Source organism: Phytopseudomonas argentinensis (genome assembly GCF_900113905.1).
In the GTDB taxonomy this organism is placed as follows: Bacteria; Pseudomonadota; Gammaproteobacteria; order Pseudomonadales; family Pseudomonadaceae; genus Aquipseudomonas; species Aquipseudomonas argentinensis.
In genome coordinates this window covers 1,249,386-1,269,080 of record NZ_FORC01000001.1, presented here as the reverse complement: position 1 = coordinate 1,269,080, position 19,695 = coordinate 1,249,386, and the positions used below count along the sequence as shown (strand labels likewise).

Genomic DNA, 19,695 nt, shown 5'->3' with positions numbered 1-19,695 from the left:
GATGTCATTCGCCGTGATCCAGATGGTCAGCCAGGACGATATCGTTGCCAACCTGGCACAGGCTCGGCGCCTGCTGGAGCAGGCTGCGGCGGGTGGCGCGCGCCTGGCGGTATTGCCGGAAAACTTCTCCGCTCTTGGTCGCCGCGATGCTGCTGCCCTGGGTCGGCAGGAGGCCAATGGCGAAGGCCCGGTACTGCCATGGCTGCAGCGCACCGCCCGCGACCTCGGTCTGTGGATCGTCGCCGGCACCCTGCCGCTGCCGCCACAGGGCCAGCCCGACGGCAAGCCGCGGGCCTGTTCGCTGCTGGTCGATGGGCAGGGCCAGTTTGTCGCCCGCTACGACAAGCTGCACCTGTTCGACGTGGACGTCAGCGACAGCCGTGGCCGTTATCGCGAGTCGGACGACTATGCCCATGGTGGGCAGGTGGTGGTGGCCGATACGCCCGTTGGGCGCCTGGGTTTGACCGTCTGCTACGACCTGCGTTTTCCTGAACTCTATGGTGCACTGCGCGAAGCAGGCGCCGAACTTATTACCGCGCCCTCGGCCTTTACCCGGGTCACCGGCGCCGCGCACTGGGAGGTGTTGCTCCGTTCGCGCGCCATTGAAACCCAGTGCTACCTGCTGGCCGCGGCCCAGGGCGGCGTTCATCCGGGCGGCCGGGAAACTTACGGCCACAGCCTGATCGTCGATCCCTGGGGACGTAAGCTGGCCGAAATTGCCGAGGGCGAGGCGGCGCTGCTGGCCGATCGCGATGCTGTCGAGCAGGCAGCGATCCGCGAACGCATGCCGGTGCTGCGACATAAACGATTTTTCGCTGCGGCCGAGCCGCGGCAGCCTGATGTGGAGACCTTATGAGCGACCTGTTATCGACCGTCAGCGAGCAACTGCTGAGCCCCGGCGGCCTGAGCCTGGAACACCTGCCGGGGATCCTTGGCGAGCTGGCCGGCCCCGGGATCGATGCCGCTGACCTGTATTTCCAGACCCAGGTCTCTGAAACCTGGGTGCTCGAAGATGGCATCGTCAAGGAGGGCAGCTTCAATCTCGACCAGGGCGTGGGCGTGCGTGCCCAGTCCGGTGAGAAGACCGGTTTCGCCTACAGCAATGCCATCACCCCCGAAGCGCTGAGCCAGGCGGCTCGCGCCGCGCGCTCGATTGCCCGCGCCGGCCAGCAGGGCCGCGTGCAGGCCTTCAAGGCTACCGAAGTGATGCCGCTGTATGGGGCCGACAACCCGCTGGACGTGATCGACCGCGCCCAGAAGGTCGAGCTGCTCAAGCGCATCGACGTGGCCACCCGTGCCCTGGACCCACGCATCAAGCAAGTGACGGTGAGCCTGGCCGGCGTCTGGGATCGCGTGCTGGTCGCCGCTACCGATGGCAGCCTGGGCGCCGATATCCGCCCGCTGGTGCGCTTCAACGTCAGCGTGATCGTCGAACAGAACGGGCGTCGCGAGCGTGGCGGCCACGGCGGTGGCGGGCGCACCGACTACCGCTATTTCCTCAATGAGGATCGCGCCATGGGCTACGCCCGTGAGGCGCTGCGCCAGGCGCTGGTCAACCTCGAGGCGATCGCCGCGCCGGCCGGCACCCTGCCGGTGGTAATGGGCGCCGGCTGGTCCGGCGTGCTACTGCACGAGGCTGTAGGTCACGGCCTGGAAGGCGACTTCAACCGCAAGGGCAGCTCCAACTACAGCGGCAAGATCGGCCAGCAGGTGGCATCCAAGCTGTGCACCATCGTCGACGATGGCACCCTGGCCGAGCGCCGTGGTTCGTTGAGCATGGACGACGAGGGCACGCCGACCCAGTGCACCACGCTGATCGAGAACGGCGTGCTCAAGGGCTACATGCAGGACAAACTCAACGCCCGCCTGATGGGCGTGGCGCGCACCGGCAACGGCCGCCGTGAATCCTACTCGCACCTGCCCATGCCGCGCATGACCAACACCTACATGCTGGCTGGCGAGAGCGACCCCGAGGAAATCATCCGCTCGGTGAAGAGGGGCATCTACTGCGCCAACCTCGGCGGCGGTCAGGTCGACATCACCAGCGGCAAGTTCGTGTTCTCCACCAGCGAGGCTTACCTGATCGAGGACGGCAAGATCACCGCCCCCGTCAAGGGCGCGACCCTGATCGGCAACGGCCCCGAGGCGATGAGCAAGGTCTCGATGGTCGGCAACGACCTGGCGCTGGATAGCGGCGTGGGCACCTGTGGCAAGGACGGGCAATCGGTGCCGGTCGGCGTCGGTCAGCCGACCCTGAAGATCGATTCGATCACGGTCGGCGGTACCGGCGCGTGAAACACGCTGGCGAACTGCCGATCCGTGCGGCCGGACGCGACCTAGCGCAGGCCGCGCTGGCTTTCGTCGAGTTCGCGAATGTACTTGAAGATCTTGCGTGAGGACGCCGGCGCCTTGTTGTGCGCCGCCTCATGCTGGGCGTGGCGAATCAGACCGCGCAGGTGCTGGCGGTCGGCGTCAGGGTAGTCGACGATGAATTTTTCCAGCACCTCGTCGTTGCCCTCGATCAGCCGGTCACGCCAGCGTTCAAGATTGTGGAAACGTTCGTTGTACTGGCGGGTGGAGGCGTCGACCTGGTCGAGCAGGGCGAGAATGGCGTCAATGTCCTGTTCGCGCATCAGCTTGCCGATGAACTGGACATGGCGCTTCTTGGCCGAATTGGCGGTGTGCTTGGGGGCTTCTTCCAGAGCGCGGCGCAGGGCGTCGGTCAGCGGCAGCTTGCGCTGCAGGTCAGGCTTGAGGCCGGCCAGACGCTGGCCGAGGTCCTGCAGGGCATGCAGCTCGCGCTTGACCTGGGTTTTGCTCTTCTCGCCGGAGAAGTCGTCGGAGTAATCAGACATGGTGCGGTGATCCAATGGGAAACGCCGCCATGATAGCAGCAAGTTTCTTGCCGCATGCGCGACCCGCGTCGTTGCCGCTGTGGCTATCGTTCAGGAGTCGTTATGAGTGAAGTGGAAGTAGTCGGACCCGCTGCCCTGCCAGGCTTGCAGGCGCAGGTCGAACAGATCATCGCCGAGGCCAAAAAGCAGGGTGCCACCGCCTGCGAGGTCGCCGTGTCGGTGGAGCAGGGGCTGTCCACCACGGTGCGTCAGCGCGAGGTGGAGACCGTTGAATTCAATCGTGATCAGGGTTTCGGCATCACCCTGTACGTCGGCCAGCGCAAGGGCTCGGCCAGTACCTCGGCCACTGGCGAGGCGGCCATTCGCGAAACCGTGGCAGCCGCCCTGGCCATCGCCAAGCATGCCTCCGAGGACGAGAGCGCCGGCCTGGCCGATGCCGCATTGATGGCACGCGAGCTGCCGGAGCTGGATCTCTACCATGCCTGGGACATAACGCCGGAGCAGGCCATCGAGCGCGCGTTGCTCTGCGAGGCGGCGGCCTTTGACGCCGACGCGCGTATCCGCAATGCCGATGGCACCAGCCTGGGGAGCCATCAGAGCTGTCGCGTGTATGGCAACAGCCATGGCTTCGTCGGGGGGTATGCCAGCACTCGCCACAGCCTCAGCTGCGTGATGATCGCCGAAAGCGAAGGGCAGATGCAGCGCGATTACTGGTATGACGTGAACCGCCAGGGCCACCTGCTAGCTGACCCTGCCAGCATCGGCCGGCGCGCCGCGCAACGGGCGGTCAGCCGCCTGGGCGCTCGCCCGGTACCGACCTGCGAGGTGCCGGTGCTGTTTTCGGCGGAACTCGCCACCGGCCTGTTCGGCAGCTTCCTGGGCGCGATTTCCGGCGGTGCGCTGTATCGCAAATCATCATTTCTGGATGGCACCCTGGGCGAGCAGCTGTTCCCCTCGTGGCTGAGCCTCGACGAGCGCCCGCACATTCCCCGTGCCATGGGCAGTGCGGCGTTCGATGGCGACGGCCTGGCGACCTACGCAAAACCCTTCGTCGAGGGCGGCCGCCTGGTGTCCTACATCCTCAGCACCTACTCCGGGCGCAAGCTGGGTATGCCCAGCACGGCGAACGCCGGCGGCGTGCACAACCTGTTTGTCAGCCATGGCGACGAGGATCAGCGGGCGCTGATCAAGCGCATGGGCCGCGGCCTGCTGGTCACCGAGCTGATGGGCCACGGCCTGAACATGGTGACCGGTGACTACTCCCGCGGTGCCGGTGGCTACTGGGTCGAGAACGGCGAGATCCAGTTCGCCGTGCAGGAGGTGACCATCGCCGGCAACATGCGCGACATGTTCCGACAGATCGTCGCCGTCGGCAGTGATCTGGAGCTGCGCAGCAATATCCGCACCGGCTCGGTACTGATCGAGAAGATGACCGTCGCCGGCAGCTGAGCATCAGGCGGGGCGCTCGGCGCCCGCTCTCCGGCAAGCCGTTGCGCAAGGCGTCGGCTTGCTATCCTCCCGTTCCTCCCGCTGAACCGCCAACCCGGCCGGCCTGATCATCCCTCATCCGTCGCTGTTATTCGGCAGCTGTGTTTGCATTTGCCCTAAAGGATTGATTATTTTTCCTATATAGGAATTAATATCATTATCTTTTGAGGGATTGCCATGAGATTTCGCGCGAGCAATACGCCTTGTCTGGACTGCTGGCACTGGCTGGGATTCAGGATCCGCTGCGCACTGCTCCCCGACGAGCCGCGGTTGCTGGAACTGCACTGGGCCCAGGGGCGCCAACTGGTCGAGCACGGCCGTCTGTGCCCCTGGCGGATGTCGCTGACAACCCTGACCCTGCTCATGGACACCGCCTGCGACACGGCGCTGCCCTGGCACTGGCGCAGCGTCTGCCTGGATCACGCCTATCGCTCGCTGTACGCGCTGCAGCACCTGGCAGTCGACCGCGAGCAGCAGTGCAGCCTGATTCGCGTGCGCAACCGCCTGGCCACCCTGCGCATGCAACCCTCGCTTTCGATGGCCGAACTGGCAGAAGGAAATCCCTATGAGTAACCTTAACAGCGACACCCGTATCGAACGCGACAGCATGGGTGAGCTGGCTGTGCCAGCCGCAGCGTTGTATGGCGCCCAGACCCAGCGCGCGGTCAACAACTTCCCGGTGTCGGGGCAGACCATGCCCGAAGCGTTCATTCGCTCCCTGGTGCTGGCCAAGGCCGCTGCCGCTCGCGCCAACGTCGACCTGGAGCAGATTCTGCCTGCCCAGGGCGATGCCATCGTCGCGGCATGCCAGCAGTTGCTGAGCGAAGACTTCATGCAGCATTTTCCGGTGGACGTGTTCCAGACTGGCTCCGGCACCAGCTCCAATATGAATGCCAATGAGGTGATCGCTACCCTGGCCACGCGCGTTCTGGGCGAAACGATCAACCCCAACGATCACGTCAATTGCGGGCAGAGCAGCAACGACATCATCCCTACCACCATCCACGTCAGTGCCGCCATCGAGGTCAGTGAAAAGCTGCTGCCCGCCCTGGGGCATCTGCTCGAGGTGCTGTGCAACAAGTCCCTGGCCGTGCAGCCCTATGTGAAGACGGGTCGTACTCACCTGATGGACGCCATGCCGGTGCGCATGAGCCAGGTACTCGATGGCTGGGCCCAGCAGATTCAGGCCAATATCCAGTTACTAACCGGGTTGCTGCCCGCGCTGCAGGCGCTGGCCCAGGGAGGTACTGCTGTGGGCACCGGCATCAATGCCCATCCGCGCTTTGCCGAGTTGTTCTGCCAGGAACTCAACGCCTTGACCGGCCGGCAGTTCACGCCGGGCGGCAACTTCTTCGCCCTGATCGGTTCCCAGGACACCGCGGTTGCGCTGTCCGGGCAGCTGAAGACCGTTGCCGTGTCGCTGATGAAGATCGCCAACGACCTGCGCTGGATGAACTCCGGGCCGCTGGCCGGCCTCAGCGAGATCGAACTCGAGGCGCTGCAACCCGGCTCGTCGATCATGCCGGGCAAGGTCAATCCGGTGATTCCGGAAGCCACCGCGATGGTCGCCGCCCAGGTGATCGGCAATGACGCCGCCATCGCCGTGGCGGGGCAGTCCGGCAATTTCGAGCTGAACGTCATGCTGCCGGTGATCGCCCATAACCTGCTCGGCAGCATCGAGTTGCTGGCCAACGTCAGTCGCCTGCTGGCCGATCGTGCCATTGCCAGCTTCAAGGTCAACGAGCCCAAGCTCAAGGAGGCGCTGGGCCGCAATCCGATCCTGGTTACGGCGCTCAATCCCCTGATCGGGTACCAGAAAGCCGCGGAAATCGCCAAGAAGGCCTATCGCGAAGGCCGGCCGATCATCGACGTGGCCGAAGAAATGACCGAGCTGGGGCGTGCCGAGCTGGAACAGCTGCTCAACCCCGAGCGCCTTACCGAGGGCGGTCTTTGAGTGCTGCGTAGCTTGCGCAGCGGTGTCCTGAACCCAGGCGAGGAGGCAGATCATGGAGCAGTGGAAACGACTCATCGCAGCCGGTAACCGCTACTTCGCCGAAGGCCGCTGGGTCGAGGCGCGCGAGCAGTACCTGCAGGCACTCGCCCTGGCGCAGGTGCTGTTCGAGCGGTGGAGCGATGCCGACGCCGCGGTGGCGGCGTTCGTCGTCTCGCAGCACAACCTCGCCGACCTGCAGTTGACGATCGGCCACCCCGAGGGCGCGGCCGAGCACCTGTGCGCCTGTCACGAGCATCTGCTGCGCAGCATGGCCGGCGCGCATCTGTCACCCGAATTGCGTCAGGCTGCCATGAACCACAGTCGGCGCACTTACGCCGGTGTATTGAACTTTGTCGCCGAGCACGGGGCCTACCCCCGTACGGATCGATTGCTGGATGCCCATGCATCCGGCGATGCACCAACGGCAGAACGTGTTCCGTCTGCCAACCGTCAGTACCATTAGAGGAGTGAAACCATGCCGTATAGCCTGCCTGCTCTGCCCTATGCCTACGATGCCCTGGAACCGCACATTGATGCGCAGACCATGGAAATCCACCACAGCAAGCACCACCAGACCTACGTCAACAACCTCAATGCCGCCCTGGAAGGCAACGCGCTGGGCGAGCTGCCGGTCGAGCAACTGCTCACTCGTCTCAAGGAAGTGCCGGAAGACAAGCGCGGCGCGGTGATCAACAACGGGGGTGGCCACGCCAACCACTCGCTGTTCTGGACGGTGATGAGCACCAATGGCGGCGGTGAGCCACAGGGCGACCTGAAAGCGGCCATCGACAGCCAGCTGGGCGGCTTCGAAGCCTTCAAGGAAGCCTTCACCAAGGCTGCCCTGACCCGCTTCGGCAGTGGCTGGGCCTGGCTCAGCGTGACGCCGCAGAAGAAACTGGTGGTCGAGAGCACCGGTAACCAGGACAGCCCGTTGATGAACGGCAATACGCCGATTCTCGGTCTGGACGTCTGGGAGCACGCCTACTACCTGCGCTACCAGAATCGCCGTCCGGAATACATCGGTGCGTTCTACAACGTGGTTGACTGGGCCGAAGTGGCGCGTCGTTACCAGGCTGCCCTGGCCTGAGTGATGCAGCGCAATCGACCCAGATTCCCCATGGGCCCGTTTCACGGGCTCATCGTCGCCAATCGCCGTTGGCTGCGTTACGCGCTGGGTGTGATGCTGCTCTTCGTGGGCGTGATCATTCTCGCCTCCAAGCTCCAGGCCTGGATGTGAGAAGGGCCGGCGATTGCCGGCCCTTCTTCATGTCGACAGGCTGAAATCCCGCCCGCTACTTGTCCCTGCGCCCGGCCTTTCATTCGCCTTCGTCGAAGTAGTCGTTGATCAGGTCGACCAGCGCCTGCAGCGCCTCGTCTTCACGCTCGCCTTCGGTGAGCAGGTGTACGTTGGTGCCTTTGCCAGCCGCCAGCATCATCACCGCCATGATGCTCTTGCCGTCGACCATCGCTTCGGCACTACGACCGATCTTGACCTGACATGGAAAACGCCCCGCGACGCCGACGAACTTGGCGGCCGCCCGGGCATGCAGGCCGAGCTTGTTGATGATGGTGATTTCACGGGCGGGCATCGCGGCAATTCCTTAACTGAGGTCGCGGTGGCGAATCTGGACGTTCTTCAGCAGCGGCTTGAGGGCCTGGCCCAGACGGTTGGCCAGGTAGACGGAGCGGTGGTGGCCGCCCGTGCAACCGATAGCCACGGTCACGTAGGAACGGTTGCTCGCCGCGAAGCGGGGCAGCCACTTGTGCAGGTAGGTATGGATGTCCTGGTACATTTCCTCGACATCTGCCTGGGCTGACAGGTATTCCTCCACGGGCTGCTCCAGGCCGGTGAAATCACGCAACTCGGGCTTCCAGTAGGGGTTGGGCAGGCAACGGACGTCGAACACCAGGTCGGCATCCACCGGCATGCCGCGCTTGAAGCCGAACGATTCGATCAGGTACGCGGTGCCCGGCTCAGACTGGTTGAGCAGGCGTAGCTTGAGGGTGTCGCGCAACTGATAGAGGTTCAGGTGGGTGGTGTCGATCTTCAGGTCGGCCCGGTCGATGATCGGGCTCAGCAGCTTGACTTCGGCGGCCATGGCTTCGGCCAGGGAGCGCTGATCGTTGGTCAGCGGATGGCGCCGACGGGTTTCCGAGAAGCGCTTGAGCAGGGTTTCTTCACTGGCATCGAGGTACAGCACGTCGCAGCGGATATTGCGCGAGCGTACTTCGTCGAGCAGTTCGGAGAAGCGCCTGAGTTGGCTAGGCAGGTTGCGTGCATCGATGGACACCGCCACCTGCGGATGCAGCAATTCGCTATTGGGCAGCGCACGCTCGGCCAGTTCGGGCAGCAGGCCGGCCGGTAGGTTGTCGATGCAATAGAACCCGTTGTCTTCGAGCACGTCGAGCGCCGTGCTCTTGCCCGAACCGGAACGACCGCTGACGATGATCAGACGCATGGACTCACCCCGGTGGCTATTGGCCGTTCTGGACGTTGACGACGGTCTGGTACAGGGATTCGCTGTCCTGAGCCTGGCGCAGCCGCTCGCGGATGTCTTCACGGTCGAACATGCTGGCGATCTGGCGCAACAGCTCAAGGTGTTCGTCGGTCGCTGCCTCAGGCACCAGCAGCACGAAGAGCAGGTCGACTGGAGCGCCATCGATGGCGTCGAAGTCGACGGCATTGCTCAGCTTGAGCAGGGCACTGATCGGCGTGCTACAGCCAGGCAGGCGGCAGTGGGGAATGGCAATGCCGTTGCCGAAACCGGTCGAGCCGAGTTTTTCACGGGCAATCAGGCTTTCGTAGATGGTCTGGCCGTCGAGATCGGGCAGGTCCCGCGCAATCACGCTGGCTATCTGTTCGAGGACACGCTTCTTGCTGCCGCCCGGCACGTTCACCAAAGAACGGCCGGGGGTCAGGATGGTTTCAAGTCGGATCATAGGAGAAGGACGACTCAGCGGGCCATTGCGCCCTGCTGACGATCGAGCTGTTTTTCCTTGTGCTTGATAAGTTGGCGATCGAGTTTGTCGGTCAATAGATCAATGGCTGCGTACATGTCGTCATGCTCGGCATTGGCTACCACTTCACCGCCGGCGATGTGCAAGGTGGCTTCGACTTTCTGCTTGAGCTTCTCGACCTCCAGAATGACCTGCACATTGGTGATCTTGTCGAAGTGCCGCTCGAGCCGCCCGAGCTTTTCTTCGATGTAGCTGCGTAGTGCGTCTGTCACATCCAGCTGGTGCCCACTGATGTTGACTTGCATACCGCTTCTCCTTGTTGCCGTGTGTGAGTGGCAGGTATTGAACCTGCCGCAGGAACACCGGGGCTCAGCTTTCGCTACAAGGGCGCCCTACATCAGTCTCTTGCGTTCGCTCGAAGGCGCTATACCGAGCGATTCACGGTATTTGGCGACTGTGCGGCGCGCCACTTGAATGCCCTGTGCTTCCAGTAAACCAGCGATCTTGCTGTCGCTCAATGGCTTTTTCGCATTTTCCGCAGCGACCAGTTTTTTGATGATGGCGCGGATCGCGGTCGACGAACATTCGCCGCCTTCGGAGGTGCTGACGTGGCTGGAAAAGAAGTATTTCAGCTCGTAAATACCGCGTGGCGTATGCATGTACTTCTGGGTGGTGACCCGCGAAATGGTCGATTCGTGCATGCCTACCGCCTCGGCGATGTCGTGCAGCACCAGCGGCTTCATGGCTTCGTCGCCGTAATCGAGGAAGCCGCGCTGGTGTTCGACTATCTGCGTGGCGACCTTCATCAGCGTTTCGTTGCGGCTCTGCAGGCTCTTGATGAACCAGCGCGCCTCCTGCAGCTGATTGCGCATGAAGGTGTTGTCGGCGCTGGAGTCGGCACGTTTCACGAAACCGGCGTATTGGGCATTGACGCGCAAGCGCGGCATGGCCTCTTGGTTGAGTTCCACCAGCCAGCGATCGTTATGCTTGCGCACGATCACATCCGGCACCACGTACTCGGGTTCGCTGGATTCTATCTGCGAGCCGGGCCTGGGGTTGAGGCTCTGGATCAGCTCGATGATCGGGCGCAGCTCGTCTTCCTTGAGCTTCATGCGGCGCATCAGCTGGGCGTAGTCACGGTTGCCGAGCAGGTCCAGATAGTCGCTCGTCAGGCGCAGCGCCTCGCTCAGCCAGGGTGTGGCAGTCGGCAGCTGGCGTAGTTGCAGGAGCAGGCACTCGCGCAGGTCGCGGGCGCCGATGCCGGAGGGCTCGAACTGCTGGATGCGGCGTAGCACGGCCTCGACTTCATCCAGCTCGACATCCAGCTCCGGGTCGAAGGATTCGACGATCTCGTCGAGAGTCTCTTCCAGATAGCCCTGGTCGTTGATGCAGTCGATCAGGGTGACGGCGATCAGCCGGTCCTTGTCGGACATCGGCGCCAGGTTGAGTTGCCAGAGCATGTGGCTCTGCAGGCTCTCGCCCGAAGAGGTGCGGGTGGTGAAGTCCCACTCGTCATCGTCGTTGCTGGGCAGGCTGCTGGCGCTGGTCTGGTAGATGTCTTCCCAGGCGGTATCGACGGGCAGCTCGTTGGGAATGCGCTCGCCCCATTCGCCCTCTTCGAGGTTGTCGACGGTCTGGGTATTTTCCTGGAAGCTCGATTCCTGAAAGGTTTCTTCCTTTGCTGCCGTCGCGGTCGCGCTCTCCGCGCCATCGGCCATGGGATCCGAGTTGTCGAAGTCTTCGCCTTCTTCCTGGCGCTCCAGCATCGGGTTGGATTCCAGTGCCTCCTGGATTTCCTGTTGCAGATCCAGGGTGGACAGTTGGAGCAGGCGAATGGCTTGTTGCAGCTGCGGTGTCATCGTCAGCTGCTGGCCCATTTTCAGGACTAGCGATGGTTTCATTGCAGACCTTATCCGGCGTCTGTACGTAATCCACGACAGGGCGCCGAAGCGCCACTAGGAAGCAAATTATATGCCTGAATCCAAGCCCTTTGCCTAGGGCCTGTTACCATTTCGTTGCGGCAACACCGCAGCGGTAACAGGCGTTTGCAAGAGGCATCGAGGAGTATCCGCTACAGGCGGAATTCGTGGCCCAGATAGACTTCCTTGACCACCTGGTTGGCCAGGATGGCTGCGGAGTCGCCTTCGGCGATCAACTGGCCATCACTGACGATATAGGCGGTTTCGCAGATATCCAGGGTTTCACGTACGTTGTGATCGGTGATCAGCACGCCAATGCCCTTGGCCTTGAGGTGATGGATGATCTGCTTGATGTCGCCCACGGAAATCGGATCCACACCGGCGAATGGCTCATCGAGCAGGATGAATTTGGGTGAGGTGGCCAGGGCGCGCGCGATTTCCACACGGCGGCGCTCACCGCCGGACAGGCTCATGCCCAGGTTGTCGCGGATGTGGGTGATGTGGAATTCCTGCAGCAGACTCTCGAGCTCCAGCAGCCGCTGTTCGCGATTCAGATCCTTGCGCGTTTCCAGGATCGCCATGATGTTGTCGGCAACGCTGAGCTTGCGAAAGATCGAGGCTTCCTGGGGCAGGTAACCGATGCCGGCGCGCGCGCGGCCGTGCATCGGCTGGTGGCTCACGTCCAGGTCGTCGATCAGCACGCGGCCCTGATCGGCTTGCACCAGCCCGACGATCATGTAGAAACAGGTGGTCTTGCCGGCGCCGTTGGGGCCGAGCAGGCCGACGATCTGGCCGCTGTCGATGCTCAGGCTGACGTCGCGCACGACCTGGCGACCCTTGTAGCTCTTGGCCAGGTGCTGGGCTTTCAAGGTTGCCATGGTTATTGACCCTGCTCGGCAGCGGGGGCCGCTTTCTTCTGCGGCTGGATCACCATGTCGATACGCGGTCGTGGGCTCGACACGTTGGTGCCGGTGGCCCGACCCGCGTTGACGATCTGGCGGCGGGTGTCGTAGACGATCTTCTCGCCTTCGAAGGTGTTGCCTTCCTGGACGACCTTGGCCTGGTCGATCAGCACGATGCGCTCGTTGGCAGCGAAGTATTGGATGGTCAGGCCGTAGGCCTTGACGATCTGCTTGTCGACCGCCGGCTTCTGCTCGTAATAGGCCGGTTTGCCCACCGAGGTGAATACATCGACTTCGCCCTGGGCATTCTGGGTGATGGTCACGGTATCGCCGGTGATCTTCATGGTGCCCTGGGTGATGACTACATCGCCGCGGTACACGGCTACGCCTTGTTTGTCGTCCAGTTCAGCGCTGTCGGCCTGCACGCGGATCGGTTGGTCGCGGTCACTCGGCAGAGCCCAGGCGCTTACGCTTCCTAGCGTGGCGCCGAGGCTTAGAAGTAGGGGGAGGGTTTTAACGAACCTCATGCTGGCCTCTTACGTTGGACTGCAGGATCATCCTGCCGTCATTCAAGTACGCTTTCATTCCTTGTGCCGTGGTCACCCCATTGGCCGCGTCGATTCTAACGGCTTGCTGGGTCTGCGCATATTCCTTCTGTGGGAATACGGTCAGGCGGCTGGTGGTGAGTATAGTGGGGCGGCCCTTTTCGTCCGTGCGCTCGACGCGTACCTGGTCGATCAGTTCGACCTCGTTGCCGTCGGGGCCGACTTCACCGCGGGCGCTGCGTACCTTCCAGGGCAGCTCGGTGCCGCGGAACAGGTTCATGCGCGGCTCCGTCAGCAGGGTGGTGTCGCTGCTCTGCACGTGTTCGAGTCGCTCGCTGGTCATGTCGTTCTGCACCCGGCCGTCGGGCAGGTACTGCACGCTGCGTGCATTGATCGCGTAGAAATCGATGGGGTTGTCCGGGCCGGTATGCTGCGGGGCGCTGGAGAAGCTGTCTGGATTGATGTTCCAGTAGCCAGCCGCCACCACCAGCAGTGCGCCGAAGGTCAGCAGGACGGGAGTGAGGTATTTGCGCAGCATCGGCAGGCCCTATAGGTAGACGGACTGGGCGGCATCGAGCGTGCCCTGTCCGCGCATGATCAGTTCACAGAACTCACGGGCGGCGCCTTCGCCGCCGCGCGCCAGGGTCACGCCGTGTGCATGCTCACGTACGAATTCGTTGGCGCTGGCCACTGCCATGCCCAGGCCGACCCGGCGGATCACTGGTAGATCCGGCAGGTCGTCACCCAGATAAGCGACCTGCTCATAAGTCAGGCCCAGCTCGGCGAGCAGCTCGTCGAGCACGTCGAGTTTGTCTTCGCGGCCCTGGTACAGGTGCTGGATGCCGAGGTTCTGTGCGCGGCGCTCGACCACCGGGGTCTTGCGGCCGCTGATGATCGCCGTACGCACGCCGGAGTTGATGAGCATCTTGATGCCCTGACCATCGAGCGTGTTGAAGGTCTTGAATTCGCTGCCGTCTACCAGGAAATACAGCTTGCCGTCGGTCAGCACGCCATCGACATCGAAGATCGCCAGTTTGATGGCATGGGTGCGTTGCAGAAGATCGTTCATCACATTACCCCCGCGCGTAGCAGGTCACCCAGGTTGAAGGCGCCTACCGGGCGCCCGCTGGCATCGATCACCACCAACGCGCTGATCTTGTTGTCTTCCATGATCTTCAGCGCCTCGGCGGCGAGCATGTCGGCGCGGGCGGTCTTGCCGTGGGGGGTCATGACCTCGTCGATGCGTGCATCGCGTACGTCGATGCCTTTGTCCAGGGCCCGACGCAGGTCGCCGTCGGTGAATATGCCGGCCAGCTTGCCATCGTTCTCCAGCACGGCGGTCATGCCCAGGCCTTTCTGGGTCATTTCCAGCAGTGCGTCACGCAGGCTGGTGCCGCGCTTGACCTGGGGCAGGCTGGCGCCGGCGTGCATGACGTTCTCGACCTTGAGCAGCAGGCGGCGACCCAAGGCACCGCCGGGATGGGAGAAGGCGAAGTCTTCGGCGGTGAAACCACGAGCTTCGAGCAGAGCGATGGCCAGTGCATCACCCAGTACCAGCGAGGCGGTGGTCGACGAGGTGGGCGCCAGATTGAGTGGGCAGGCTTCCTTGGCCACCCGGGTGTCGAGGTTGACTTCGGCGGCCTTGGACAGCGGCGACTCGGGGTTGCCGGTCATGCTGATCAGGGTGATGCCGAGGCGCTTGATCAATGGCAGAAGGGTGACGATCTCGGCGGTGGAACCCGAGTTGGAGAGTGCCAGTACCACGTCATCGCGGGTGATCATGCCCATGTCACCGTGGCTGGCTTCGGCCGGGTGCACGAAGAACGCCGTGGTGCCGGTGCTGGCCAGGGTCGCGGCGATCTTGTTACCGATATGCCCGGACTTGCCCATGCCCACCACCACCACGCGGCCCTTGCTGGCCAGAATCAGCTCGCAGGCCTTGACGAAGTTGGCGTCGATACGGGGCAGCAGCTCCTGCACGGCCTCGATCTCAAGGCGGATGGTGCGCTGTGCGGAATCAATCAGGTCGCGGGTCTGGTTCATGCTCGGCTTGGACTGCTCGACGAAAAAGACGGGGATTATAGCGGGAAAGCCCTCTGGACTCATCATTCATGCTCTGGCCTGTAAATGGCAAAGCTGTCACAACCCTGAACACCGGTGCTGCCCGGCTTTGGCGGGCAAATATGCAAATGCTATAGTCCGCAGCCGTTTTGAGGGGCCAACGGTAGTGCCCTTATCCCGATGCCGGGCGTCTGATTAGGAAGGCAGTACGCAATGGAGTTCCGATGAGCGCGGAAAATCAGTACGCGGTCGAGCTTAAGAACGTAAGTTTTCAGCGCGGCGAGCGACACATCTTCAAGAACGTCGACATCTGCATCCCGCGGGGCAAGGTCACCGGGATCATGGGGCCGTCCGGCTGTGGCAAGACCACCCTGTTGCGGCTGATCGCGGCCGAGCTGCGCCCGAGTGGCGGGGAAATCCGTGTCAATGGCCTGAACCTGCCGGATCTGTCGCGCAGCGAGCTGTTCGACATGCGCAAGCAGATGGGGGTGTTGTTCCAGAGCGGTGCCTTGTTCACCGACCTCGACGTGTTCGAGAACGTGGCCTTTCCGCTGCGCGTGCATACCCAGCTGCCCGAAGAAATGATTCGTGACATTGTTCTGATGAAGCTGCAGGCCGTTGGCTTGCGTGGCGCCATCGAGCTGATGCCTGATGAGCTGTCCGGCGGTATGAAACGCCGCGTCGCCTTGGCGCGGGCCATTGCCCTGGATCCGCAGATCCTCATGTATGACGAGCCGTTCGTCGGTCAGGACCCGATCGCCATGGGCGTGCTGGTGCGACTGATTCGCCTGCTCAACGATGCCTTGGGCATCACCAGCATCGTGGTTTCACATGACCTGGCCGAGACAGCCAGCATCGCTGACTACATCTATGTGGTGGGCGACAGCCAGGTACTGGGCCAGGGCACGCCGGCCGAACTGCGTGACTCGGATAATCCCCGGGTGCGTCAATTCATGCAGGGAACGCCAGACGGCCCGGTTCCCTTCCATTTTCAAGCGCCGAATTACCACGACGATCTTCTGGGAGGGCGCTGATGCGCAGGACATCTTCACTCGAACGCGTTCGCCTGTTCGGGCGGGCGGGTATCGATGTGGTCGCCGCGCTGGGGCGTTCGACGATCTTCCTGCTGCGCGCGTTGTTTGGCCGCGGCACCTCTGGCAACGGCCTGCAACTGTTGATCAAGCAGTTGTATTCGGTGGGCGTGCTGTCCCTGGCGATCATCGTGGTGTCGGGGGTGTTCATCGGCATGGTGTTGTCGCTGCAGGGCTTCAGCATTCTGGCCAAGTACGGCTCCGAGCAGGCGGTGGGGCAGATGGTCGCCCTGACCCTGTTGCGCGAGCTGGGGCCGGTGGTCACCGCGCTGTTGTTCGCTGGGCGTGCCGGCTCGGCGCTGACCGCCGAGATCGGTAACATGAAGTCCACCGAGCAGCTGTCGAGCCTGGCGATGATCGGCGTCGACCCGCTCAAGCACATCGTCGCGCCGCGCTTGTGGGCCGGCTTCATCTCCATGCCGCTGCTGGCGATGATCTTCAGCGTGGTGGGTATCTGGGGCGGCGCGATGGTCGCTGTCGATTGGCTGGGGGTCTACGAGGGCTCGTTCTGGGCCAATATGCAGAACAGTGTTTCATTCCGCGAAGACGTGCTCAACGGCGTGATCAAGAGCCTGGTCTTCGCCTTCGTGGTGACCTGGATCGCCGTGTTCCAGGGCTATGACTGCGAACCCACTTCCGAAGGCATCAGCCGTGCGACCACTCGCACCGTGGTGTATGCCTCGCTGGCCGTACTCGGGCTGGACTTCATTCTGACCGCTTTGATGTTTGGAGATTTCTGATGCAAAACCGCACGATGGAAATCGGTGTCGGCCTGTTCCTGCTGGCCGGCTTGCTGGCCCTGCTGCTGCTGGCGCTGCGGGTCAGTGGTCTGGCGCCTGGCAACAACGTCGATACCTACAAGGTGTACGCCCATTTCGACAATATTGCCGGCCTCACGGTACGCGCCAAGGTGACCATGGCGGGCGTCAATATCGGTCGTGTCACTGCGATCGATCTGGATCGCGACAGCTACACCGGGCGCGTAACGATGGAACTCGACAGCGCTGTCGACAATCTTCCGGTGGACTCCACCGCATCGATCCTGACCGCTGGTCTGCTCGGTGAAAAGTACGTGGGTATCAGCGTTGGCGGCGACGAGGAGTTGCTGGCCGATGGTGGAACCATCCACGACACCCAATCTTCCCTGGTGCTTGAAGACCTGATTGGCAAGTTCTTGCTCAATTCGGTGAACAAAGACCAGGAAAGCCAATGAGGTACCCGATGATGATCAAGACCCTGCGCAACAGCCTTGTCGCCCTGCTGGCCGCTCTGCCGCTACTGGCCGTGGCCGCACCTGCCGCCCACGAAGTGGTGCAACAGACCACCGACACCCTGCTGGCCGATCTCAAGGCCAACAAGGATGAGTACCGCAAGAATCCGGATGCCTTCTACAACTCGCTCAATGAAATTCTTGGCCCGGTGGTGGATGTCGACGGCGTCGCGCGCAGCGTGATGACGGTGCGTTATTCGCGCCAGGCCACCCCCGAGCAGATGACCCGCTTCCAGGAAAACTTCAAGCGCAGCCTGATGCAGTTCTACGGCAACGCGCTGCTGGAGTACAACAACCAGGATATCCGCGTGATTCCCGCTTCCGGCAAGCCGAATGCCGAGCGCACCTCGGTGAACATGGAAATTCGCGACGGCAAGGGCACCGTGTACCCGCTGTCGTACACCATGGTGGCGATGGACGGTACCTGGAAGCTGCGCAACGTGGTGATCAATGGCATCAACGTCGGCAAGCTGTTCCGCGACCAGTTCGCCCAGTCTATGCAGAACAACCGCAACGACCTCGACAAGGTCATCGACAGCTGGGCCGACACCGTTGCCAGGGCTCGCCAGGCGCGGGGTACGTCGTGAGTTCGGCGGCCATCGTCGAACAGGCGCCCGGCGTTCTGGCGCTCTCCGGCGTTCTCGATCACCACAGCGGCCCGGCCCTGCGCGAGCAGGGCGGGCGGCTGATTCGTGACACCCAGGCGAGCAGTTGCGTGATCGATTGCTCGGCCGTCGAGAAGTCCAGCAGCGTCGGCCTGTCGCTGCTGCTCTGTTACATGCGCGACGCCCGGGCTGCTGGCAAGGCGCTAAGCGTTCGCGAGCTGCCCCAGGACATGAACGGAATCGCCAAGGTGTGCGAGTTGCAGCACGTGCTGCCGGTGCCCGTCTGAGCGAGTGGCTGCAGGCAGCGCAGCCGGCTGAAGCGGAAAATCGCCGCCGGCCGTTTTTTGGTATGATGCCCGCCCCATGTCCGCTGGCCTTGCGATGACGCCATGGCGCCAGCCTCGCTGCGTCGGCCATGGTGCTGCTTATTACAGGCGTCGCCGGGCGACGTTCACGCTTATTGAATACGTTGATCGAGGTTGAGCATGCAGGCCCTTGAGGTAAAAAGTTTCTTGGAGACCAAACTGCCGGATGTACAGGTAGAGGTCGACGGTGAAGGCTGCAACTTCCAGCTCAACCTGATCAGCGACGAGTTGGCCGGCCTTAGCCCGGTCAAGCGTCAGCAACAGATCTACGCTCACCTCAATCCCTGGATCGCCGATGGCAGCATCCATGCCGTGAGCATGAAATTCTTCAGCCGTGCCGATTGGGCCGCGCGCTCCTGAGACGACGAATTAGCTATGGATAAATTGAGCATTACGGGCGGCGTGCGTCTCGACGGCGAAATCCGCATTTCCGGTGCGAAGAACTCCGCACTGCCGATCCTGGCCGCCACCCTGCTGGGCGACGCACCGGTGACCATCTGCAACCTGCCGCACCTGCACGACATCACCACGATGATCGAGCTGTTCGGCCGCATGGGCATCGAGCCGATCATCGACGAGAAGCTCAGCGTCGAAGTCGACGCGCGCACCATGAAGACCCTGGTCGCGCCCTACGAGCTGGTGAAGACCATGCGCGCCTCGATCCTGGTGCTCGGCCCCATGGTCGCCCGTTTCGGCGAAGCCGAAGTGGCGCTGCCGGGCGGTTGCGCCATCGGTTCGCGCCCGGTCGACCTGCACATCCGTGGCCTCGAGGCCATGGGCGCGATCATCGACGTCGAAGGCGGCTACATCAAGGCCAAGGCGCCGGAAGGCGGCCTGCGCGGTGCGCACTTCTTCTTCGACATGGTCAGCGTCACCGGTACCGAGAACATCCTGATGGCCGCCACCCTGGCCAAGGGCCGTACGGTCTTGGAAAACGCCGCCCGCGAACCCGAAGTGGTGGACCTGGCCAACTGCCTGATCGCCATGGGCGCGAAGATCCAGGGCGCCGGTACCGACACCATCACCATCGATGGCGTCGAGCGCTTGCACGGTGCACGCTTCAACGTGATGCCCGACCGTATCGAAACCGGCACCTACCTGGTCGCCGCCGCTGCCACTGGCGGCCGCGTCAAGGTCAAGGACGCCGACCCGAGCACCCTGGAAGCGGTGCTGGCCAAGCTGCAGGAAGCCGGCGCCGAGATCACCACCGGTGCCGACTGGATCGAGCTGGACATGAAAGGCAAGCGCCCGAAGGCGGTGAGCCTGCGTACCGCGCCGTACCCGGCGTTCCCGACCGACATGCAGGCGCAGTTCATCGCCCTCAATGCCATCGCCGAAGGCACCGGTACAGTGATCGAGACGATCTTCGAAAACCGCTTCATGCACGTCTACGAAATGAGCCGCATGGGCGCGCAGATCCAGGTCGAGGGCAACACCGCCATCGTCACAGGCGCCGCTCAGCTCAAGGGTGCTCCCGTCATGGCCACCGACCTGCGCGCCTCGGCGAGCCTGGTCATCGCTGCGCTGGTCGCCCAGGGCGACACCGTGATCGATCGCATCTACCACATCGACCGCGGCTACGAATGCATCGAGGAAAAACTTCAATTGCTGGGGGCGAAGATTCGCCGCGTGCCAGGCTGACC

25 protein-coding genes are annotated in these 19,695 nt (G+C 62.9%); 14 read left to right on the top strand and 11 right to left on the bottom strand.

What is annotated here, in order from left to right; translation table 11 throughout:
• Window position 1 precedes the first annotated feature (1 nt).
• The gene (locus BM154_RS05825) at window positions 2-856 is read left to right on the top strand and encodes a carbon-nitrogen hydrolase family protein (protein WP_074881411.1); all 855 of its coding nucleotides are present in this window, start codon (window positions 2-4) and stop codon (window positions 854-856) included.
• Entirely contained in the window at window positions 853-2,295 is a 1,443-nt protein-coding gene (gene tldD, locus BM154_RS05820) for a metalloprotease TldD (RefSeq protein WP_074881410.1), read from the top strand. The genes BM154_RS05825 and tldD overlap by 4 nt, the downstream gene beginning before the upstream one ends.
• Before the next feature lie 41 nt (window positions 2,296-2,336).
• On the opposite strand, the gene yjgA is transcribed toward tldD, so the two are convergent.
• Window positions 2,337-2,855: a ribosome biogenesis factor YjgA gene (yjgA, locus tag BM154_RS05815; RefSeq protein WP_074881409.1), complete on the bottom strand. Its 519-nt coding sequence runs from the start codon at window positions 2,853-2,855 to the stop codon at window positions 2,337-2,339.
• Window positions 2,856-2,957: 102 nt separating this feature from the next.
• Between yjgA and pmbA the strand changes: the two genes are divergently transcribed.
• From pmbA to BM154_RS05790, 5 genes are all read left to right on the top strand, one after another.
• Window positions 2,958-4,304, top strand: a complete 1,347-nt coding sequence (gene pmbA, locus BM154_RS05810; protein ID WP_074881408.1) for a metalloprotease PmbA — start codon at window positions 2,958-2,960, stop codon at window positions 4,302-4,304.
• A 216-nt stretch (window positions 4,305-4,520) separates the two neighbouring features.
• The gene (locus tag BM154_RS24275; RefSeq protein WP_074881407.1) at window positions 4,521-4,916 is read left to right on the top strand and encodes a hypothetical protein; all 396 of its coding nucleotides are present in this window, start codon (window positions 4,521-4,523) and stop codon (window positions 4,914-4,916) included.
• A complete protein-coding gene (fumC, locus tag BM154_RS05800; protein WP_074881406.1) occupies window positions 4,909-6,297 on the top strand; it encodes a class II fumarate hydratase FumC in 1,389 nt (462 codons plus the stop codon). Before BM154_RS24275 ends, fumC begins: the two co-directional genes overlap by 8 nt.
• Before the next feature lie 52 nt (window positions 6,298-6,349).
• Window positions 6,350-6,799, top strand: a complete 450-nt coding sequence (locus tag BM154_RS05795) for a hypothetical protein (protein WP_074881405.1) — start codon at window positions 6,350-6,352, stop codon at window positions 6,797-6,799.
• 12 nt (window positions 6,800-6,811) lie between these two features.
• Window positions 6,812-7,423: a superoxide dismutase gene (locus BM154_RS05790; protein WP_074881404.1), complete on the top strand. Its 612-nt coding sequence runs from the start codon at window positions 6,812-6,814 to the stop codon at window positions 7,421-7,423.
• Between the two features lie 229 nt (window positions 7,424-7,652).
• On the opposite strand, the gene BM154_RS05785 is transcribed toward BM154_RS05790, so the two are convergent.
• The 10 genes from BM154_RS05785 to BM154_RS05740 all read right to left on the bottom strand — a co-directional run bounded on the left by BM154_RS05785 (window position 7,653) and on the right by BM154_RS05740 (window position 14,703).
• Entirely contained in the window at window positions 7,653-7,925 is a 273-nt protein-coding gene (locus BM154_RS05785; RefSeq protein WP_074881403.1) for an HPr family phosphocarrier protein, read from the bottom strand.
• A gap of 12 nt (window positions 7,926-7,937) precedes the next feature.
• Entirely contained in the window at window positions 7,938-8,795 is an 858-nt protein-coding gene (rapZ, locus tag BM154_RS05780; RefSeq protein ID WP_074881402.1) for an RNase adapter RapZ, read from the bottom strand.
• A gap of 16 nt (window positions 8,796-8,811) precedes the next feature.
• The gene (ptsN, locus tag BM154_RS05775) at window positions 8,812-9,276 is read right to left on the bottom strand and encodes a PTS IIA-like nitrogen regulatory protein PtsN (RefSeq protein WP_074881401.1); all 465 of its coding nucleotides are present in this window, start codon (window positions 9,274-9,276) and stop codon (window positions 8,812-8,814) included.
• 14 nt (window positions 9,277-9,290) lie between these two features.
• Window positions 9,291-9,599: a ribosome hibernation-promoting factor, HPF/YfiA family gene (hpf, locus tag BM154_RS05770; protein WP_074881400.1), complete on the bottom strand. Its 309-nt coding sequence runs from the start codon at window positions 9,597-9,599 to the stop codon at window positions 9,291-9,293.
• A gap of 87 nt (window positions 9,600-9,686) precedes the next feature.
• Window positions 9,687-11,195 (bottom strand): RNA polymerase factor sigma-54, encoded by a 1,509-nt coding sequence (locus tag BM154_RS05765; RefSeq protein WP_074881399.1) that lies wholly within the window; start codon window positions 11,193-11,195, stop codon window positions 9,687-9,689.
• A 170-nt stretch (window positions 11,196-11,365) separates the two neighbouring features.
• Complete coding sequence (gene lptB, locus BM154_RS05760; RefSeq protein WP_074881398.1) at window positions 11,366-12,091, bottom strand: LPS export ABC transporter ATP-binding protein; 726 nt, start codon at window positions 12,089-12,091, stop codon at window positions 11,366-11,368.
• A gap of 2 nt (window positions 12,092-12,093) precedes the next feature.
• Complete coding sequence (lptA, locus tag BM154_RS05755) at window positions 12,094-12,642, bottom strand: lipopolysaccharide transport periplasmic protein LptA (RefSeq protein WP_074881397.1); 549 nt, start codon at window positions 12,640-12,642, stop codon at window positions 12,094-12,096.
• The gene (lptC, locus tag BM154_RS05750) at window positions 12,629-13,198 is read right to left on the bottom strand and encodes an LPS export ABC transporter periplasmic protein LptC (RefSeq protein WP_074881396.1); all 570 of its coding nucleotides are present in this window, start codon (window positions 13,196-13,198) and stop codon (window positions 12,629-12,631) included. The genes lptA and lptC overlap by 14 nt, the downstream gene beginning before the upstream one ends.
• 9 nt (window positions 13,199-13,207) lie before the next feature.
• Window positions 13,208-13,729 carry a KdsC family phosphatase gene (locus BM154_RS05745; protein WP_074881395.1) on the bottom strand — a complete coding sequence of 174 codons (522 nt, stop codon included), beginning with the start codon at window positions 13,727-13,729 and terminating at the stop codon, window positions 13,208-13,210.
• Window positions 13,729-14,703, bottom strand: a complete 975-nt coding sequence (locus tag BM154_RS05740; RefSeq protein WP_074881394.1) for a KpsF/GutQ family sugar-phosphate isomerase — start codon at window positions 14,701-14,703, stop codon at window positions 13,729-13,731. The genes BM154_RS05745 and BM154_RS05740 overlap by 1 nt, the downstream gene beginning before the upstream one ends.
• A 242-nt stretch (window positions 14,704-14,945) precedes the next feature.
• Here BM154_RS05740 and BM154_RS05735 point away from each other — a divergent pair, with 242 nt between their 5' ends.
• The 7 genes from BM154_RS05735 to murA all read left to right on the top strand — a co-directional run bounded on the left by BM154_RS05735 (window position 14,946) and on the right by murA (window position 19,693).
• Complete coding sequence (locus BM154_RS05735; RefSeq protein WP_074881393.1) at window positions 14,946-15,755, top strand: ATP-binding cassette domain-containing protein; 810 nt, start codon at window positions 14,946-14,948, stop codon at window positions 15,753-15,755.
• A complete protein-coding gene (mlaE, locus tag BM154_RS05730) occupies window positions 15,755-16,552 on the top strand; it encodes a lipid asymmetry maintenance ABC transporter permease subunit MlaE (protein WP_074881392.1) in 798 nt (265 codons plus the stop codon). The genes BM154_RS05735 and mlaE overlap by 1 nt, the downstream gene beginning before the upstream one ends.
• Window positions 16,552-17,025 carry an outer membrane lipid asymmetry maintenance protein MlaD gene (gene mlaD / locus BM154_RS05725; protein ID WP_074881391.1) on the top strand — a complete coding sequence of 158 codons (474 nt, stop codon included), beginning with the start codon at window positions 16,552-16,554 and terminating at the stop codon, window positions 17,023-17,025. The genes mlaE and mlaD overlap by 1 nt, the downstream gene beginning before the upstream one ends.
• Before the next feature lie 11 nt (window positions 17,026-17,036).
• A complete protein-coding gene (locus BM154_RS05720) occupies window positions 17,037-17,669 on the top strand; it encodes an MlaC/ttg2D family ABC transporter substrate-binding protein (RefSeq protein WP_074882397.1) in 633 nt (210 codons plus the stop codon).
• On the top strand, window positions 17,666-17,974 hold the full coding sequence (locus tag BM154_RS05715; protein ID WP_074881390.1) for an STAS domain-containing protein: 309 nt from the start codon (window positions 17,666-17,668) through the stop codon (window positions 17,972-17,974). The genes BM154_RS05720 and BM154_RS05715 overlap by 4 nt, the downstream gene beginning before the upstream one ends.
• A 198-nt stretch (window positions 17,975-18,172) precedes the next feature.
• A complete protein-coding gene (locus tag BM154_RS05710; protein WP_027909990.1) occupies window positions 18,173-18,412 on the top strand; it encodes a BolA family protein in 240 nt (79 codons plus the stop codon).
• Window positions 18,413-18,427: 15 nt separating this feature from the next.
• The gene (murA, locus tag BM154_RS05705) at window positions 18,428-19,693 is read left to right on the top strand and encodes a UDP-N-acetylglucosamine 1-carboxyvinyltransferase (protein ID WP_074881389.1); all 1,266 of its coding nucleotides are present in this window, start codon (window positions 18,428-18,430) and stop codon (window positions 19,691-19,693) included.
• Window positions 19,694-19,695: the final 2 nt, after the last annotated feature.

Bases quoted from the DNA above. Each gene is read 5' to 3' on its own strand.
- pmbA (WP_074881408.1), top strand. From the start codon at position 2,958: ATGAGTGAAGTGGAAGTAGTCGGACCCGCTGCCCTGCCAGGCTTGCAG.
- lptB (WP_074881398.1), bottom strand. From the start codon at position 12,091: ATGGCAACCTTGAAAGCCCAGCACCTGGCCAAGAGCTACAAGGGTCGC.
- tldD (WP_074881410.1), top strand. From the start codon at position 853: ATGAGCGACCTGTTATCGACCGTCAGCGAGCAACTGCTGAGCCCCGGC.
- fumC (WP_074881406.1), top strand. From the start codon at position 4,909: ATGAGTAACCTTAACAGCGACACCCGTATCGAACGCGACAGCATGGGT.
- mlaE (WP_074881392.1), top strand. From the start codon at position 15,755: ATGCGCAGGACATCTTCACTCGAACGCGTTCGCCTGTTCGGGCGGGCG.
- BM154_RS05720 (WP_074882397.1), top strand. From the start codon at position 17,037: ATGATCAAGACCCTGCGCAACAGCCTTGTCGCCCTGCTGGCCGCTCTG.
- BM154_RS24275 (WP_074881407.1), top strand. From the start codon at position 4,521: ATGAGATTTCGCGCGAGCAATACGCCTTGTCTGGACTGCTGGCACTGG.
- murA (WP_074881389.1), top strand. From the start codon at position 18,428: ATGGATAAATTGAGCATTACGGGCGGCGTGCGTCTCGACGGCGAAATC.
- BM154_RS05710 (WP_027909990.1), top strand. From the start codon at position 18,173: ATGCAGGCCCTTGAGGTAAAAAGTTTCTTGGAGACCAAACTGCCGGAT.
- BM154_RS05825 (WP_074881411.1), top strand. From the start codon at position 2: ATGTCATTCGCCGTGATCCAGATGGTCAGCCAGGACGATATCGTTGCC.
- yjgA (WP_074881409.1), bottom strand. From the start codon at position 2,855: ATGTCTGATTACTCCGACGACTTCTCCGGCGAGAAGAGCAAAACCCAG.
- hpf (WP_074881400.1), bottom strand. From the start codon at position 9,599: ATGCAAGTCAACATCAGTGGGCACCAGCTGGATGTGACAGACGCACTA.
- BM154_RS05735 (WP_074881393.1), top strand. From the start codon at position 14,946: ATGAGCGCGGAAAATCAGTACGCGGTCGAGCTTAAGAACGTAAGTTTT.
- BM154_RS05745 (WP_074881395.1), bottom strand. From the start codon at position 13,729: ATGAACGATCTTCTGCAACGCACCCATGCCATCAAACTGGCGATCTTC.
- mlaD (WP_074881391.1), top strand. From the start codon at position 16,552: ATGCAAAACCGCACGATGGAAATCGGTGTCGGCCTGTTCCTGCTGGCC.
- rapZ (WP_074881402.1), bottom strand. From the start codon at position 8,795: ATGCGTCTGATCATCGTCAGCGGTCGTTCCGGTTCGGGCAAGAGCACG.
- BM154_RS05790 (WP_074881404.1), top strand. From the start codon at position 6,812: ATGCCGTATAGCCTGCCTGCTCTGCCCTATGCCTACGATGCCCTGGAA.
- lptC (WP_074881396.1), bottom strand. From the start codon at position 13,198: ATGCTGCGCAAATACCTCACTCCCGTCCTGCTGACCTTCGGCGCACTG.
- ptsN (WP_074881401.1), bottom strand. From the start codon at position 9,276: ATGATCCGACTTGAAACCATCCTGACCCCCGGCCGTTCTTTGGTGAAC.
- BM154_RS05740 (WP_074881394.1), bottom strand. From the start codon at position 14,703: ATGAACCAGACCCGCGACCTGATTGATTCCGCACAGCGCACCATCCGC.
- BM154_RS05795 (WP_074881405.1), top strand. From the start codon at position 6,350: ATGGAGCAGTGGAAACGACTCATCGCAGCCGGTAACCGCTACTTCGCC.
- BM154_RS05765 (WP_074881399.1), bottom strand. From the start codon at position 11,195: ATGAAACCATCGCTAGTCCTGAAAATGGGCCAGCAGCTGACGATGACA.
- lptA (WP_074881397.1), bottom strand. From the start codon at position 12,642: ATGAGGTTCGTTAAAACCCTCCCCCTACTTCTAAGCCTCGGCGCCACG.
- BM154_RS05785 (WP_074881403.1), bottom strand. From the start codon at position 7,925: ATGCCCGCCCGTGAAATCACCATCATCAACAAGCTCGGCCTGCATGCC.